Below are 15,293 nucleotides of genomic sequence, written 5' to 3' on the forward strand. Positions count from 1 at the left end.
GTAGCCGCCTACAACTTCGGCCGCCGACTGAAGACCCTGCGCGGACTCACGCCCTACGAGTTCATCTGCAAGCAGTGGACCGCAGAGCCACAGCGGTTCAACGCCAACCCGCTCCACCAAACGCCAGGACTAAACATCTAGACGCGCTTCAGCACGAGATGTGCCGACAGGCCGGAGCATCCGGCCAGCGCGATCAGCACGCCCATGGCGAGCGCCGAGGTGCCGCCGAAGGCGCCGAGCACGGCGCCTGCCACGGCGCCGATGCCGAACTGGATGGTGCCCATCAGGGCCGAGGCGCTGCCCGCCATCCGGCCCATCGGCGCCATCGCCAGGGCCGAGGCCAGCGGCAGCACCGAGCCCATGAAGGCAAGATACAGGAAGAACGCCGCCAGCAGCGGCAGCAAACCGCCGTGCAGCACCGCGGCCGCCACGCCAAGCCCGGCCAGCGACAGCAGTGACAGCGCGCCCACCAGCAGCCTCGCGGGCTGCCGCCGGCGCACCAGCCGGGCGATGACCTGACTCGCCAGGATCAGCCCGAAGGCGTTGGCACCAAACGCCATGCCGTATTCCACCGGCCCCAGCCCATGCACCACCATCAGCAGGTTCGGCGAGCCGACGAGATAGGCGAACAGTCCCGCCATCGGCAGCGCACCGGCCAGCGCATGCGCCAGGAAGCGGCGATCCTTCAGCAGGCTGAGATAGACCAGCATCACCTGACCCAGACCGTCCTGCCGCCGCTGCGCCACCGGCAGGCTTTCCGGCAGCCACCGGTACATCACCAGCAGCGCCATCGCGCCATAGATCGCGAGCACCCAGAAAATGGCGCGCCAGCCGAGCCAGGCGAGCAGCCAGCCCCCTAGCATCGGCGCCAGGATCGGCGCCGCCCCCATCGCCAGCATCAGCATGGACATCATGCGGACGGCGCCACGCTCATCGCACAGGTCGCGCACCACGGCGCGCGCCACCACCACGCCGACGCAGCCGCCCAGCGCCTGCGCCAGCCGCAGCCAGACCAGCGCCTCGGCCGAAGCCGCCAGCGCGCAACCGACCGAGGCGAGCGTGAACACCACCATGCCGAGGAACAGCGGCAGCCGTCGCCCCACCCGGTCCGATAGCGGGCCGTAGAAAAGCTGACCGGCCGCCATGCCGAGCAGGAACACCGCCAACGTACGCTGGATGGCGGCAGGGCTTGCGCCCAATTCCGTGCCCATCGCCGGGAAGGCCGGCAGATACATGTCGATGCCGAGCGGCCCCAGGGCTGTCAGCGCGCCCAGCAAGGCGGCAAGGCGCCTGTAATGCTCCGGCATCCGGTGATCCGCCTTTGCTGCCATGCAGCATTTCGCCTAACCCCGCACGGCAACTGCGTCCAGTGCAGCGCGGTGCGGGGCCGCCATGCGGCACGGCGCCGTCTGCGCCGACTTAGCCCAGGAAAGCGGCACCCCGCCTGGGTGGTGACGAGGTTGCGCCCAGTGCGGAGGCATGTGTAGCCTTCCACTCGCGTAGCCCCGGTAAAGGCGGCACGCGGGGGGACGGGATTAGAATATGGCAACGGTCTCGGTGCGGCAGGCGCTCAAATCCTTTGGCACCACCCGCATCCTGCATGGCGTCGATGTGGAAATCGCGGATGGCGAATTCGTCGTCCTGGTCGGCCCATCCGGCTGCGGCAAATCAACGCTGCTTCGCATGATCGCGGGGCTTGAGAACATCAGCGGCGGCGAGATCGCCATCGATGGGCGCGTCGTGAACAACGTGCCGCCGAAGGACCGGGACATCGCGATGGTGTTCCAGAACTACGCGCTGTACCCGCACATGACGGTGCGCCAGAACATGGCGTTCTCCATGAAGCTGGCCAAGGCGCCGGCCGACATCATGGAGGCGGAGGTGCAGCGCGCCGCCAAGATCCTCGGCCTGGATGCGCTGCTCGACCGCTACCCGCGCCAGCTCTCGGGTGGGCAGCGGCAGCGCGTCGCGATGGGGCGCGCCATCGTCCGGCATCCGCAGGTGTTCCTGTTCGATGAGCCGCTGTCCAATCTCGACGCCAAGCTGCGCGTGCAGATGCGATCCGAGATCCGGGAATTGCAGCAACGCCTCGGCACCACGACCATCTACGTCACGCACGACCAGATCGAGGCGATGACCATGGCCGACCAGATCGTGGTGATGAATGGCGGGCGGATCGAGCAATCGGGCGCGCCGCTGGCGCTGTACGACAAGCCGGCCAATCTGTTCGTCGCCGGCTTCATCGGCAGCCCCGCGATGAACCTGCTGCCCGGCACCGTGACGGATCGCGGTTTCCGCATCCCGAGCGGCACGCTGCTGCCGCTGCCACCCCATGCACCCGCCAATGCCGCCACCTACGGCATTCGCCCGGAGCATATGAGCCTCTCGGAAGACGGCGTGGAAGGCACCATCGTGCTGGTGGAGCCGACCGGGTCGGAGACCCAGGTCACCCTGCGGTTTGGTGAGACGGTGCTCACCGGCGCCTTCCGGGAGCGTGTGCAGGGCCGCCCGGGCGACAAGCTGCGGGTGCTTCCCGATCTCGACCTGGTGCATCTTTTCGGACCGGATGGAGCGCGCCTGCCGAGCTGACGCCAAGAAAACACAAACAGGAGGAAACAAAGAAAAATGGCACATCTCATCACCCGTCGTGCGGCACTCGCGCTAAGCGGTGCCGCGGTCGTCGCAGGCCAGGCCGCCGCGCAGGGCAGCAGCCCGCGCGCCAGCGCCATCCCGACCCAGGCCGCCACCCCGCCCAACCTGCCCATCGAGCGCGGCGCCACGCTGCGGATGCTGCGCCCGGTGCGCTTCGTGCAGCCGGATGAGGAAGTGTTCCGCGCCAATTGCGCGCGCTTCACGCAGCAGACCGGCGTCGAGGTCCGCGTGGATTTCGTGGGGTGGGAGGACATCACCCAGCAGACCGCCGTCACCGCCAATACCGGCGCCGGGCCCGACCTGATCATTGGCTTCAACGAGGCGCCGCACATCTATTCCGACAAGCTGGTCGAGCTGACGGATGTGGCCGCCTATATCGGCCAGAAATACGGTGGCTGGAAGGCGATGGCGCAACGCTACGGCAAGCGCGCCAACAGCGAGGATTGGCTCGGCCTGCCCTTCGGCGCATCGGGCGGCCCGCTGGTGTGGCGGAAATCCTCGGTCAATGCAGCGGGCTTCGAAAAGCCGCCCGAGGACCATGCGAGCTTCCTGCGCCTGTGCCAGGCACTGAAAGCCGCCGGCAAGCCGGCCGGCTTCGCGCTGGGCAATGCGGTGGGCGACGGCAACGGCTTCGCGCAGTGGCTGGTCTGGTCCTTCGGCGGCTATCTGGTGGATGAGAACAACGAGGTCGCGATCAACAGCCGCGAGACCATCGCCTCCCTCGAATACCTGAAGGAGCTCTACGCCACCTTCATCCCTGGCACGATCGCCTGGGGCGACATCAGCAACAACCGCGCCTACTCCGCCGGCGAATGCCACCTGACGGCGAATGGCGTGTCGCTGTACTTCTCGCTGAAGAACGACCCGGCGATGCGGGCGATCGCCGATGACACGGAACACTCACTGCTGCCGAAGGGGCTGGCCGCGACCTCGCCGATGGCGGGGCTGACCTTGAACGCCATGGTGTTCAAGCACAGCCGCTTCCCGAATGCGTCGAAGGCGCTGCTCGCCTTCCTGCTGGAGACGGAGCAGTACGATCCGTGGCTGCAGGCCAATCTCGGCTACTGGTCGCAGCCGCTGAACGCCTATTCCAACAGCGCCGTGTGGGATTCGGATCCGAAGGTCTCGGTGTTCCGGGGCGTGATGGATACGACCTTCTACGCTGGCTACAAGGGGCCGATCAGCCAGGCCTCGGCGGCGGCGAATGCGGATTACGTCATGGTGCAGATGTGCGCCTCCGTCGCATCCGGCCAGGCCACGCCGCAGCAGGCGGCCGCCGAAGCCGAACGCCGCGCCCGCCGCTTCTTCCGCGCCCGCCGCTAGCCTGAACCCGCGGCGCCCGCATCACGCGGGCGCCGCTTCCCTTTCCAGGAAATTCCCATGTCCGCGACAACCGCCGCGCCGGTCTGGACCAAGATGCGCCCGAAACAGGGCGCGCTCTCGCGGCTGTTCGACTGGAAGCCGTTTCTTGCCTTCGTCTGCCTGCTGCCCGCCGTCGGGCTGCTGATGACCTTCCTGACCTATCCGCTTGGGCTCGGCATCTGGCTGGCCTTCACCGATACGACGATCGGTCGGGAGGGGATCTGGGTCGGGCTGGAGAACTTCATCTGGCTGATGGATGACCCGATCTTCTGGAGCGCCGTGTTCTTCAGCGTGTTCTACACGGGCGTCGCGACGATCGGGAAATTCGCGCTCGGACTGTGGCTGGCGCTGCTGCTGAACCAGCATGTGCCGTTCAAATCCATGCTGCGCGCCATCATCCTGCTGCCCTGGATCGTGCCGACCGTGCTGTCCGCCATCGCCTTCTGGTGGATCTACGACCCGCAATTCTCGATCATCTCCTATCTCTTCGTGGATGTGCTGGGCTGGCGCGACCAGAATATCGACTTCATCAACACCGCCTGGCCGGCGCGCTGGTCACTGATCGCCGCCAATATCTGGCGCGGCATCCCCTTCGTGGCGATCACCCTGCTGGCTGGGCTGCAGACCATCCCGCCCTCACTGTATGAGGCGGCGCTGCTGGACGGGGCGAGTGGCTGGCAGCGGTTCCGCTACATCACCTTCCCGATGCTGCTGCCGATCCTGGCCATCGTGATGACCTTCTCCATCATCTTCACCTTCACCGACTTCCAGCTGGTCTACGCGATCACGCGCGGCGGGCCGGTGAATTCGACACATCTGTTGGCCACACTGGCGTTCCAGCGCGGCATCCAGGGCGGGCAATTGGGCGAGGGTGCGGCGATCGCCGTCTCCATGATCCCGTTCCTCGTCTTCGCCACGCTGTTCAGCTACTACGGCCTGGCACGGCGCAAGTGGCAGCAGGGAGAGGGCAATGACTGAGGCCGCCGTGAACGCCCCCGAGGCGAAGTCCACCAACACATCCTCGGCGCAGCTGGAGACGATGGCCTGGGACAGCAAGTCCCGCCGCTTCGTGCTGCTCTATCTGCCGCTGTGCTGCTTCCTCATCATCCTGCTTTTCCCCTTCTACTGGATGACGGTGACGGCGTTCAAACCGAATGCCGAGCTGTACAACTTCGCCGAGCACAACCCGTTCTGGATCACCTCGCCGACGCTGGACCACATCCGGATGCTGCTGTTCGAGACGGCCTATCCGAGGTGGCTGTGGACGACGATGCTGGTTTCCGTCTGCGCCACCGTCCTGTCGCTGTTCGCCAGCGTGCTGGCCGCCTATGCCATCCAGCGGCTGCGCTTCAAGGGCAGCCAGTATGTCGGGCTGGCGATCTACCTGGCCTACCTGGTGCCGCCGTCGATCCTGTTCATCCCGCTGGCCACCATGGTGTTCCAGCTCGGCCTGTTCGACACGCCCTTCGCGCTGATCCTGACCTACCCGACCTTCCTGATCCCGTTCTGCACCTGGCTGCTGATTGGCTACTTCAAATCCATCCCCTTCGAGCTGGAGGAATGCGCGCTGATCGATGGCGCGACGCGGGTGCAGATCCTGTGGCAGATCACGCTGCCGCTGGCGGTGCCCGGGCTGATCTCCGCCGGTATCTTCAGCTTCACCCTGTCGTGGAACGAGTTCATCTACGCGCTGGCCTTCATCCAGAGCAGCGAGAACAAGACCGTGCCGGTGGCGATCCTGACGGAGCTGGTGACGGGTGACGTGTATCAGTGGGGCGCCTTGATGGCGGGGTCGCTGCTGGGGTCCCTGCCCGTCGCGATTTTCTATTCGTTCTTCGTGGACTACTACGTTTCGTCCCTGACCGGGGCCGTGAAGGAGTAGGCCCGGAACTGACTGGGCGGAGGGGCGCTTGGTGCAAGCCCCTCCGGAGTTGCCGCCATGCCGCTCAAGGCCATCGCCCTCAACTGCACGCTGAAATCCTACGCCAGCGAGACGTCCTCCACCGATGCCATGCTTGCGGTCGTCAACGCTGCCTTCGTGAAGCAGGGCGTGCTGGTCACCGAGACGGTCCGTGTCGCCGCGCTGAACATCAAGCCGGGCGTCACCTCGGATGAAGGCCCAGGCGATGACTGGCCGGCGCTAAGAACGAAGATCCTGGCCTGCGACATCCTGATCTTCGGCGGCCCCATCTGGCTCGGCGGTCCGAGCAGCGTCGCGAGGCGTGTGCTGGAGCGGATGGACGCCTTCATCTCCGAGACCGACGATAAGGGCCGCATGCCGAGCTACGGCAAGGTCGCCGTCACCGCCATCGTCGGCAATGAGGACGGCGCGCATGCCTCCGCCGCGCAGATTTACCAGGCGCTGGCCGATGTCGGCTGGACCATCCCGCCCTCGGCCAGTTGCTACTGGGTCGGAGAAGCGATGGGGGCGGTCGACTTCAAGGACCTGAACCCGGTGCCGGAAAAGACGCAGCAGACCGCCGCCATGATGGCCGCCACCGCGGCGCATCTGGCCGGGCTGCTGCAGGCCGCGCCCTATCCGGGGCAGCCCGAGGACTGAGCCGCTACAGCTTCTGGTTCAGCGCAGCGACGTAGCTGCGGTTATGCGTCGGCGTGATCCAGACCTCGTTGATCGTCACATGCTTCGGCAGGCAGGCGATGTAGCGGACCAGGTCGCCGACATCCTCGGACTGCACCATCTTCGCGCGCTCCTCCGTACTGACCGGGTTGGGGCGCTTGTCGAGGATCGGGGTGGCCACCTCCCCCGGCAGCAGCGCGCAGCTGCGGATGCCGTTGACGCATTCCTCCATGTTGATGGTGTGGCTCATCGCCACCACGCCGTGCTTCGCGGCCGTGTAGCCGGCGCCCGAGAGCATGGAGATGTTGCGCCCGGCCATGGAGGCGGTGTGGATCAGCACGCCATCCTTCTGCGGCCGCATCAGCGGCAGCGCCACCGTCACCGCATAGAAGGCGGAGGCGAGGTTGCCGCGCACCAGTTCATCCACCCCATCCGTATCCAGCACCGCCCAGCGCCGCGCCTGGATGTTCAGCCCGGCATTGTTCACCAGGATATCGAGCCGCCCGAATTTCTGTGCCAGGAAGGCGCCCAGGGCCTTCACCGCCGTCGCATCCATCATGTCCGCCGGCTGGACATGCGCCTTGCCGCCCTTCGCGGTGATGCGCGCGGCCACATCCTGAAGCGGCGCGCTGCGACGGCCGGTGAGCACCAGCTCCGCGCCTTCCTCCGCCAGCGCCAGGGCCGCAGCCTCGCCGATGCCGCTGCCAGCCCCCGTCACCCACGCCACCTTGCCTTGCAAACGCGCCATCTTCGCTTCTCCCTTGCTGTCATCACAGGTTAGCAGCGCCCCAGGCGCTTGTCGGCCCCCCACCTTGTCGGCCGGCAGCAACGCATGCGAGCCTGCACCCAACCAAAGGGGAAACACAGCATGTCCAAGCCGAGAATCCTGACGCCCGCAGGCGCATCCTTCACCACGGCCGGCGGCGGCTACGCGCTGGAGATGGAGGCGCTGGAGCGGCTCGGCGCGGAGATCGTGGAATGTCCCGCGACGGAGGAAGGCTTCATCGCCGCGGCGCCGGAGGCCGATGCGGTCTATGCCAAGGGGATGCGGATCTCGGACCGGATGATCAAGGCGCTCACCAAGGCCAAGGTCATCACCTGCGCCACCGTCGGCGTGGATTACGTGGATGTGGTGGCCGCCACCGCCCAGGGCATCGCCGTGACCAACTGCCCCGATACCTTCATCGAGGAAGTGGCCGACCACGCCATGATGCTGCTGCTGGCCACGCATCGCCGCTGCATCGAACAGGACCGCATGGTGCGCGAGGGCCGCTGGACGGAGGGCCGCCCGCAACTTTCAACCGTGCCACGGCTGATGGGCCAGACACTCGGCTTCGTCGCCTTCGGCCGCGTGGCGCGCCTGGTGGCGATGCGCGCCCGCGCCTTCGGCCTTCGCATGGTGGCCTATGACCCCTTCGTGGATGAGCTGACCATGTCTGCCCTCGGCGTGGTGCCTTGCAGCCTGGACGAGGTGCTGAAGCAGTCCGATTTCGTCTCCATGCACGCGCCGGCAACACCCGATACCGGCCACATGCTGACCACGCGCCACTTCGCAAAAATGAAGCCCAACGCCATCTTCATCAACACCGGCCGTGGGCCGACGGTGGATGAGGCGGCGCTGATCGAGGCGCTGCAATCGAAGCGCATTGCCGGCGCGGGCCTCGATGTGTTCGAGATCGAGCCGGTGAAGACCGACAACCCGCTGCTGGCCATGCCGCATGTCATCCTGTCCCCGCACAATGCCAGCGCGTCCGCCCGCTTCGATGAGGCGCGGAAGCGGCGTGCGGGGCAGGAGCTGGCACTGGTGCTTTCGGGGCGCTGGCCGATGTCCTGCGTGAACCCGACGGTGCTGCCGAATTCGGGGCTGCGGCGGTGGCAGCCCTATGCGATGGAGCGGGGGCCGAATAGCTGAGGGCACAGAGGTGCCGCGGGTCGCCATCATCGCGAACTGCCAAATGCGCCCGATGGCGGCGCTTTGCGAGGCTATCGGAGAGGCGGTGTCGGTCACCGGCGGTTTCGTCGTGCATCTGGCCAAGCGAGAGGATGAGGCTGCGGTCGAGGCGGCTTGCGCCAAAGCCGACCTTGTCTTTTCGCAGCTTGTTCTGGAGAGCTTCCCCCTGCCCTTCCTGCGCAGTGACAGGCTGCGCGCAGCGCATGGGGAAAAGGTCATCGTGTGGCCCAATCTGTTTTTCCGCGGCCAATGCCCCGACCTTTTCTACGCAACCGGCACAGACCGCCTCCGGCTGACCGGGCCACTCACGGAGTACCATCTGGCGTCGGTGCTGGAGGCTTGGCGCGCGGGCGATGGCGTCGATCGCACGGTGGCCCGGCTATCGGCAGGCGACTTCGACATTGCTGTCGATGCCGCCCGGATTTCGCTCGACCAGCTTCGGCAGAGAGAAACGGCCTGCGACGTCCGCGCCTCCGACATCATCGAAGCAGCCTGGCGTGAAGAGCATCTCTTCTTCACGTTCAACCATCCGCGCAGCCGGCTGCTGGATACGGTTGCGCACCGTCTTCTTGCTCAGGCCGGCGTTGCCGCAACCGGCAGACCTGCGTCTGGTTTCAGTGAGCCGTTGGGGCGGATCAGGCCGCCGCTCACGCCCGGCATGTGCCGACGCTTCGGTCTGGAATTCACCGATTCCCAGGCTGAGATCCGCGGCGTGCCGTATCCCGGCGGGGACGGTCCACCGATCACCTACGAGCTACCGGCCCTCGTTGCGGCGTTCTTTCGCGCCTATGACGGCCAGGCTGAGTTGGCACGCACAGCACGGTTGAGCTGACTGCTCAAGTCTCCTGCATCCTGTCGTGCATCCAGTGCACCAGTTCGAAGATGTGCTGGTCGTGGCGATTGGCCGCGGCGAAACGCGCGGCCAATGCGCCGCCCAGCGCCGCCTCCGCTTCCGCAACGCGCGCATCCAGTTCCGTATCGGATTTCGCCGTGGTGTTGGCGCGCACCACCTCGAAGGAAACCGGCCCGACCTGCCGCGACAGCAGCCGGGCAAAGACGGACATGGAAAAGGCGTAGGTCTCGACCAGCCCGATGAAGGGAAGCCGCGCGATGCTGGCGAGCGCCGCCATCAACTCCTCATCCGGCGGCGTCGCCGGTGGCACGAGCTTGTAGGTCTGGAAATTGCGGATCGACCGGTCGCCGGCGCGGTCGAGGAGGACGCGGACATAGCCCGCGAAATCCTCCTGCTTTGCCAGTCGTGACCCGAAGGTATCCGCCACCTGCTTTCGCTCGAATTCGTAGGCGGAGCGCGCGCGATCCAACGGATGGCGCAGCAATATGATGGGAAGGATGCGGACATCGCCCGGGACAAGAAAGGGGGGCCGGAAGGTATGCGATGACAACGCCAGCAGGGCGGGATCCGCCGCCAGGACCGCCGCCAGGTCGGCACCCGTCAAGTCGCGCCCCGCACCCTCCACGGCACGCCACCGGGCGCCGTAAGCCTGTTCGAGTGCAATATCCACGCTGGTTCCGGCGTTCTTGAACAGGTGGTGGTGTAGAATCAGGGTTCGCATTGCGCCCTCCGAACTCCATCGAACAGGGTTTGTAACCGGCCGGCAAGGCATCACCCCTGGGTTTAGGTCGTTGCCAGATGTATAACCTGTAGTTAGGTTGCGAGGTGCTTTATCGCGGGACTTCATGCAGTCACGAACCGGCCCCCTCTACCGTCTCGGCGCGAGCCTGGGCTTCGATCCGGCCGGCAGCGGCAACAAATTGCTGGCTTCCGGCTGGTCCGAGCCTGACCCCTCGGGCTTCGTCTGGTCGGATGGGCCGGAGGCGCTGCTGCTGTTCTCCATCGCCACCCCGGCCCGCGACGTGGCCTGCCAGATGGAGGTGATGCCCTTCATCGTACCCGGGGTCGTCGATGTCCAAAGGCTCGAGATTTTCTTCAATCATTTCCGGGTCGGCTATGCCGAACTTCGCGAGGGGCGGCAGACCGTGGATGTGTATCTGCCGAGGGAATTGTTCATGCTGCGTGTCGCGGCGCTGAACCTGCACCTGCCGGATGGGCGGTCGCCCGCCGATCTCGGCCTCAGCGCGGATCGGCGGCGGCTTGGCCTGGCGCTGTGGTCGCTGCAGATCAGCCCGGTCACATGAGGCCCCGCGCGTGAACAAAGCCGTCCCCCCCGCCCGCCGCAGCCGTAGCGCGCCCGAACCAGCGGCACCCGAACCGGCTGCACCAGCGCCGGCCACGCCGGACGCCGCGCTCGCCGCGCCACGCCCGCATGGCGTGGTGGAAGGCTGGACCGAACATGCCGTCTGGGGCTGGGCGCAGGACCCGGCGCGGCCGCATGAGCCGGTTGCGGTGGAATTGTGGGATGGCGACCAGCTCATCCTGCGACTGCGCGCCGATGTCTATCGCCCCGACGTGCCGGCGGGCGATCAGCCAGGCAGCATCTGCGGCTTCAGCCTTCCCTTGCCGCAGCACCTGCTGACCGCGCCGCGGCATGTGCTGCATGTCCGCGTCGCCGGGCAGGAGGAGGATCTGGCGAATTCGCCGATGATCGTGGAGGCGGAGCGGCCGCCGATCGGCTGGGATGATTTCCTGAACCTGCTGCCGCTGGTCGAATCGCGCGCCGCCGCGGCTACCACCGCGGTGCAGATGAAGGAATTGCTTGGCCCGGTGATGGGCACGCTCGGCCGGCTGCTGCCGCGGTTCCTCGAGATCGCGGAACAGGGCGGCGAGGCGCGGGCGGATGCGACGCTGGACCTGGCGTTCTCATACTCCGACCGGCTTGGCGAATTGCTGCAGGACTTCACCGCACGATACCCGCTGCTGGCCTTCCCGGAGAGTAATGCGCCGGAGGTCAGCGTCGTCATCCCGGTCTATGGCAAGTTTGCCTATACCTACCAATGCCTCGCCTCCATGCTGAAGGCGCTGCCCACCACACCCTTCGAGGTGATCGTGGTGGATGACTGTTCCCCGGACGAGACGCTGTTCCTGCCGAGCGTCACCTCCGGCGCGGTGCGCTACCTTCGCAATGCGCGCAACGGCGGCTTCATCGCCTCCTGCAACGCCGGGGCGGCGGCCGCGCAGGGGCGCTACCTGCTGTTCCTGAACAACGACACAGAACTGCGCGAAGGCTGGCTGGATGCGCTGCACGCCACCTTCGCGCTGCGGCCGGATGCCGGGCTGGTCGGGTCCAAGCTACTGTTCCCGAATGGCTCCGTGCAGGAAGCCGGCGGCATCATCTGGCGGCTGGGCGATGGCTGGAACTATGGCCGCGGCGCGCAGGCGGATGACCCGCGGCTGAACTATCTGCGGGAGGCGGACTACATCTCCGGCGCCTCCATCATGGTGCCGAAGGCGCTGTTCGATGAACTCGGCGGCTTCGATACGCATTACAGCCCGGCCTATTACGAGGACACGGACCTCGCCTTCCGCATCCGCAGGCACGGGCTGCGCTGCTACTACCAGCCGCTGTCGGAAGTGGTGCACCATGAAGGCATCACCTCCGGCACCGATGTGCAGGGCACCGGCGCCAAGCGCTACCAGCTTCTCAATGGCCGGAAATTCTTCGACCGCTGGCGTGCCACGCTGGCGCAGCACCGGCTGAATGGGCAGGAGCCGGAGCTGGAGAAGGAACGCGGCGTGACCCGCCGCATCCTGTTCATCGATGAGACCACGCCGACACCGGATGAGGATGCCGGGTCGGTCGCAGCCGTCGCCCATATCCAGGCGATGCAGCGGCTGGGCGCCAAGGTCACCTTCGTGCCGTCGGACAACATGGCGCATCTCGGCGCCATCACGCAGGCCCTCCAGCGTATCGGCGTGGAATGCCTGCACGCGCCCTGGTATTGGTCCGTCGAGGAAGTGGTCCGCAAGCGCGGCGCGGAATTCGACGCGGTCTACCTGCACCGCTACGTCAATGCCTTCAAATATGCCGGCGTGCTGCGGGCGGCCATGCCGCATGCGAAGCTGATCTATTCGGTGGCGGATATCCACCATCTGCGCCTGGAGCGGGAGGCACAGGTCACCGGTTCAGCCGAGGTCGCGCAGAACGCCGTGGCGCTGAAGACGCGCGAATTGCAGGCGCTGGGCACGGTGGACCAGGTGATCGTCCATTCGGCCTATGAGGGCAGCTACCTGGCCGGCATGGTGGATGAGGCGCAGCTGAACATCATCCCCTGGGTGGTGCCCTGCCGCCCCAGCGACGCGCCCTTCGCGGCGCGCAATGGCATTACCTTCCTTGGCGGCTACCGGCATCCGCCGAATGTGGATGCGGTGGAGTATTTCGTCCGCGACGTGATGCCGCATCTGCGGGAACTGGTGCCGGGCGTGGTCTTCCGCATCGCCGGATCGCACATGCCGGAACACTTCCACGAATTGGCGGCGCCGGATGTTGTGCTGGAGGGCTTCATCCCGGATCTCCAGCCTTTTTTCGCGCAGCAGAGGCTCATGGTCGCGCCGCTGCGCTACGGCGCGGGGGTGAAGGGCAAGGTGTTCGAAAGCCTGTCCCGCGGCCTGCCCTGCATCGCCAGCAGCGTTGCGGCGGAGGGGATGGGGCTGCTGGATGGGGAGGAAATCGCGGTGGCCGACGACCCGCGCGCCATCGCGGAGGCGGTCGCCTGGCTGTACCAGGACGAGGCCGCCTGGACGCGGCTTCAGCAGGGCGGGCTCGCCTATATCGAACGCACCTGCTCCGAACATGCGGTAACCGCACGCTTCGCCACCCTGTTCGCGCGGCTTCAGGCAGGCTGATCCGGCGCATCCTCGCCAGGGGTTGTGGGCGCCCCGGTTCCCCCTCGCCCCGCCCTGTGCCACCTTCCGCCCAAGCCCGTGACGTGGGCCAAGACGCATCAGGAGACGCGCATGTATCCGGATACCCAGCTTTTCATCGACGGCACCTGGCGCGCCGCGCGCGGCGGCCGCAGCATTCCCGTGCTGAATCCGGCGACCGAGGAGGTCATCGGCCAGGTCGCCCATGCCACCACCGACGACCTGGATGAGGCGCTGGAGGCTGCCGCCCGCGGCTTTGCCACCTGGAAGAAGGTCTCCGCCTTCGATCGCTCCAAGCTGATGCGCAAGGCGGCCGACATCTTCCGCTCTCGCGCCGACGCCATCGCGCATATGATGACGCTGGAGCAGGGCAAGCCGCTGGCCGAGGCCCGCATGGAGGTAATGGCGGGCGCCGACGTCATCGACTGGTTCGCCGAGGAAGCCCGCCGCGCCTATGGCCGCGTCATCCCGGCCCGCGCCGAGGGTGTGTACCAGCTTGTGGTGAAGGAACCGGTCGGCCCCGTTGCCGCCTTCACGCCGTGGAACTTCCCGATCAACCAGGTGGTCCGCAAGCTGTCCGCGGCCCTGGCCACCGGCTGCTCCATCATCGTCAAGGCACCGGAGGAGACCCCGGCCTCGCCGGCCGAGCTGATCCGCGCCTTCGCCGATGCCGGCCTGCCGAAGGGCGTCGCCAACCTGGTCTATGGCGTGCCGTCCGAGATCAGCGAATACCTGATCCCGCACCCGATCATTCGCAAGGTGACCTTCACCGGCTCCACCCCCATCGGCAAGATGCTCTCGGCGCTGGCCGGCCAGCACATGAAGCGGGTGACGATGGAATTGGGCGGCCATGCGCCAGCCATCGTGTTCGACGATGCGGATCTGGAACTGGCGGCGAAGACGCTGGCCGGGGCCAAGTTCCGCAACGCCGGGCAGGTCTGCGTCTCCCCCACCCGCTTCCTGGTGCAGCAGAAGTCCTACCCGGAATTCGTCGAGCGCTTCACCGCCCATGCCAAGGGCCTGAAGGTTGGCGCCGGCATGGATGCCGACACGCAGATGGGCCCGCTGGCGCATGAGCGGCGCGTGCCCTGGGTCGAGGAACTGGTGGCCGATGCCCGCCAGCGCGGCGCGGAGGTTCATACGGGCGGCGGGCGCCTGGGCAACAAGGGCTATTTCTACCAGCCCACGGTGCTGACCGGCGTCGGTAAGGATGCCCGCATGATGAATGAGGAGCCGTTCGGCCCCGTCGCCATGATCGCGCCGTTCAGCGATCTCGATGAGGTGGTGGACGAGGCGAATCGCCTGCCCTTCGGCTTGGCCGCCTATGCCTTCACGCGCAGCGCCAAGACGGCGAATGCGGTCGCGTCCCGGGTCGAGTCGGGGATGATGACGATCAACCACCTGGGGCTCGCGCTGCCGGAAGTGCCCTTCGGCGGCATGAAGGACAGCGGCTACGGCTCCGAAGGTGGGTCGGAAGCGATCGAGGCCTATCTGAACACGAAGTTCGTCAGCCAGGCCGGGCTCTAGCGCAAAAGCCGCGGGGGGCGCGCCCCCCGCGGCAGCTTGGGTCAGGCCTTGGCGGCCTTGCGCTTGGCCTTCTTCACGCCGGCCAGCGCAGATTCCTTCAGCGCCTTGCTGGCCTTGAAGCGCACAGTCGCGCCGGCCTTCACGGCCACCTTCTCACCGGTGCGCGGGTTCAGCGCGCTGCGCTTCGCCGTCTCGCGCACACTGAAGGCGCCGAAATCGGGAATGGTGAAGCGCCCGTTCTGGACGATTTCGCCCTTGATGGCGGCGATGATGTCCGCGGCCAGCCGGCCGGCGGCGTTGGCCGGCATTTCGGTGGACTTGACGATGACGTCCGTCAGAAACTTCTTTGACATGCGCTGGCTCCTTGCGAGTTCGGTCGCATAGCCGGAACCGGCGCAAATGTCAGCGTGCGATTCGCGGAAAGCGCGCGGTTTCGCAAAGCC

14 protein-coding genes and 1 pseudogene are annotated in these 15,293 nt (G+C 66.7%); 11 read left to right on the top strand and 4 right to left on the bottom strand.

The genetic code is table 11. The features are described 5' to 3' along the window. Positions 1–141: pseudogene (locus Q8S40_RS19375) on the top strand (IS481 family transposase); the annotation flags it as partial. On the opposite strand, the gene Q8S40_RS19380 reads toward Q8S40_RS19375, so the two are convergent. Further along, positions 138–1,331, bottom strand: coding sequence for a multidrug effflux MFS transporter (locus Q8S40_RS19380; RefSeq protein WP_305671711.1), 1,194 nt, complete (start codon positions 1,329–1,331; stop codon positions 138–140). The pseudogene Q8S40_RS19375 and the gene Q8S40_RS19380 sit on opposite strands and share 4 nt — an antisense overlap. Before the next feature lie 211 nt (positions 1,332–1,542). On the opposite strand from Q8S40_RS19380, the gene Q8S40_RS19385 reads away from it, so the two are divergent. From Q8S40_RS19385 to Q8S40_RS19405, 5 genes are read left to right on the top strand one after another with little or no spacing between them, the layout of a single operon-like run. Continuing rightward, on the top strand, positions 1,543–2,589 hold the full coding sequence (locus tag Q8S40_RS19385) for an ABC transporter ATP-binding protein (RefSeq protein ID WP_304814140.1): 1,047 nt from the start codon (positions 1,543–1,545) through the stop codon (positions 2,587–2,589). Positions 2,590–2,625: 36 nt separating this feature from the next. Beyond that, entirely contained in the window at positions 2,626–3,975 is a 1,350-nt protein-coding gene (locus tag Q8S40_RS19390) for an ABC transporter substrate-binding protein (protein WP_305671712.1), read from the top strand. Positions 3,976–4,032: 57 nt separating this feature from the next. Beyond that, the gene (locus Q8S40_RS19395; RefSeq protein WP_304814142.1) at positions 4,033–4,992 is read left to right on the top strand and encodes a carbohydrate ABC transporter permease; all 960 of its coding nucleotides are present in this window, start codon (positions 4,033–4,035) and stop codon (positions 4,990–4,992) included. Further along, positions 4,985–5,896, top strand: coding sequence for a carbohydrate ABC transporter permease (locus Q8S40_RS19400; protein ID WP_305671713.1), 912 nt, complete (start codon positions 4,985–4,987; stop codon positions 5,894–5,896). Before Q8S40_RS19395 ends, Q8S40_RS19400 begins: the two co-directional genes overlap by 8 nt. 57 nt (positions 5,897–5,953) lie before the next feature. Further along, on the top strand, positions 5,954–6,574 hold the full coding sequence (locus Q8S40_RS19405; protein ID WP_305671714.1) for a flavodoxin family protein: 621 nt from the start codon (positions 5,954–5,956) through the stop codon (positions 6,572–6,574). Between the two features lie 4 nt (positions 6,575–6,578). On the opposite strand, the gene Q8S40_RS19410 is transcribed toward Q8S40_RS19405, so the two are convergent. Then, the gene (locus Q8S40_RS19410) at positions 6,579–7,340 is read right to left on the bottom strand and encodes an SDR family oxidoreductase (RefSeq protein WP_305671715.1); all 762 of its coding nucleotides are present in this window, start codon (positions 7,338–7,340) and stop codon (positions 6,579–6,581) included. A 120-nt stretch (positions 7,341–7,460) separates the two neighbouring features. Between Q8S40_RS19410 and Q8S40_RS19415 the strand changes: the two genes are divergently transcribed. Both Q8S40_RS19415 and Q8S40_RS19420 read left to right on the top strand, forming a co-directional pair. After that, a complete protein-coding gene (locus Q8S40_RS19415) occupies positions 7,461–8,504 on the top strand; it encodes a C-terminal binding protein (protein WP_304814146.1) in 1,044 nt (347 codons plus the stop codon). A gap of 10 nt (positions 8,505–8,514) precedes the next feature. After that, a complete protein-coding gene (locus Q8S40_RS19420; RefSeq protein WP_305671716.1) occupies positions 8,515–9,375 on the top strand; it encodes a WcbI family polysaccharide biosynthesis putative acetyltransferase in 861 nt (286 codons plus the stop codon). A gap of 4 nt (positions 9,376–9,379) precedes the next feature. On the opposite strand, the gene Q8S40_RS19425 is transcribed toward Q8S40_RS19420, so the two are convergent. Beyond that, a complete protein-coding gene (locus Q8S40_RS19425) occupies positions 9,380–10,117 on the bottom strand; it encodes a hypothetical protein (protein ID WP_305671717.1) in 738 nt (245 codons plus the stop codon). Positions 10,118–10,241: 124 nt separating this feature from the next. Between Q8S40_RS19425 and Q8S40_RS19430 the strand changes: the two genes are divergently transcribed. The 3 genes from Q8S40_RS19430 (at position 10,242) to Q8S40_RS19440 (ending at position 14,850) form a co-directional block, all read left to right on the top strand. Then, complete coding sequence (locus Q8S40_RS19430) at positions 10,242–10,700, top strand: hypothetical protein (protein WP_304814149.1); 459 nt, start codon at positions 10,242–10,244, stop codon at positions 10,698–10,700. A gap of 10 nt (positions 10,701–10,710) precedes the next feature. Beyond that, complete coding sequence (locus Q8S40_RS19435) at positions 10,711–13,305, top strand: glycosyltransferase (RefSeq protein ID WP_305671718.1); 2,595 nt, start codon at positions 10,711–10,713, stop codon at positions 13,303–13,305. A gap of 111 nt (positions 13,306–13,416) precedes the next feature. After that, complete coding sequence (locus Q8S40_RS19440) at positions 13,417–14,850, top strand: NAD-dependent succinate-semialdehyde dehydrogenase (protein ID WP_304814151.1); 1,434 nt, start codon at positions 13,417–13,419, stop codon at positions 14,848–14,850. 41 nt (positions 14,851–14,891) lie between these two features. Here Q8S40_RS19440 and Q8S40_RS19445 read toward each other — a convergent pair whose 3' ends face one another. After that, positions 14,892–15,203 (bottom strand): HU family DNA-binding protein, encoded by a 312-nt coding sequence (locus tag Q8S40_RS19445; protein WP_168052706.1) that lies wholly within the window; start codon positions 15,201–15,203, stop codon positions 14,892–14,894. Positions 15,204–15,293 lie beyond the last annotated feature (90 nt).

The sequence above is a fragment of the Falsiroseomonas sp. genome, assembly GCF_030695085.1.
In the GTDB taxonomy this organism is placed as follows: Bacteria; Pseudomonadota; Alphaproteobacteria; order Acetobacterales; family Acetobacteraceae; genus Falsiroseomonas.

Excerpts from the sequence above, each read along its gene's own strand:
- Q8S40_RS19440 (WP_304814151.1), top strand. The coding sequence starts at position 13,417 with ATGTATCCGGATACCCAGCTTTTCATCGACGGCACCTGGCGCGCCGCG.
- Q8S40_RS19405 (WP_305671714.1), top strand. The coding sequence starts at position 5,954 with ATGCCGCTCAAGGCCATCGCCCTCAACTGCACGCTGAAATCCTACGCC.
- Q8S40_RS19395 (WP_304814142.1), top strand. The coding sequence starts at position 4,033 with ATGTCCGCGACAACCGCCGCGCCGGTCTGGACCAAGATGCGCCCGAAA.
- Q8S40_RS19385 (WP_304814140.1), top strand. The coding sequence starts at position 1,543 with ATGGCAACGGTCTCGGTGCGGCAGGCGCTCAAATCCTTTGGCACCACC.
- Q8S40_RS19430 (WP_304814149.1), top strand. The coding sequence starts at position 10,242 with ATGCAGTCACGAACCGGCCCCCTCTACCGTCTCGGCGCGAGCCTGGGC.
- Q8S40_RS19425 (WP_305671717.1), bottom strand. The coding sequence starts at position 10,117 with ATGCGAACCCTGATTCTACACCACCACCTGTTCAAGAACGCCGGAACC.
- Q8S40_RS19390 (WP_305671712.1), top strand. The coding sequence starts at position 2,626 with ATGGCACATCTCATCACCCGTCGTGCGGCACTCGCGCTAAGCGGTGCC.
- Q8S40_RS19410 (WP_305671715.1), bottom strand. The coding sequence starts at position 7,340 with ATGGCGCGTTTGCAAGGCAAGGTGGCGTGGGTGACGGGGGCTGGCAGC.
- Q8S40_RS19445 (WP_168052706.1), bottom strand. The coding sequence starts at position 15,203 with ATGTCAAAGAAGTTTCTGACGGACGTCATCGTCAAGTCCACCGAAATG.
- Q8S40_RS19415 (WP_304814146.1), top strand. The coding sequence starts at position 7,461 with ATGTCCAAGCCGAGAATCCTGACGCCCGCAGGCGCATCCTTCACCACG.
- Q8S40_RS19380 (WP_305671711.1), bottom strand. The coding sequence starts at position 1,331 with ATGGCAGCAAAGGCGGATCACCGGATGCCGGAGCATTACAGGCGCCTT.
- Q8S40_RS19400 (WP_305671713.1), top strand. The coding sequence starts at position 4,985 with ATGACTGAGGCCGCCGTGAACGCCCCCGAGGCGAAGTCCACCAACACA.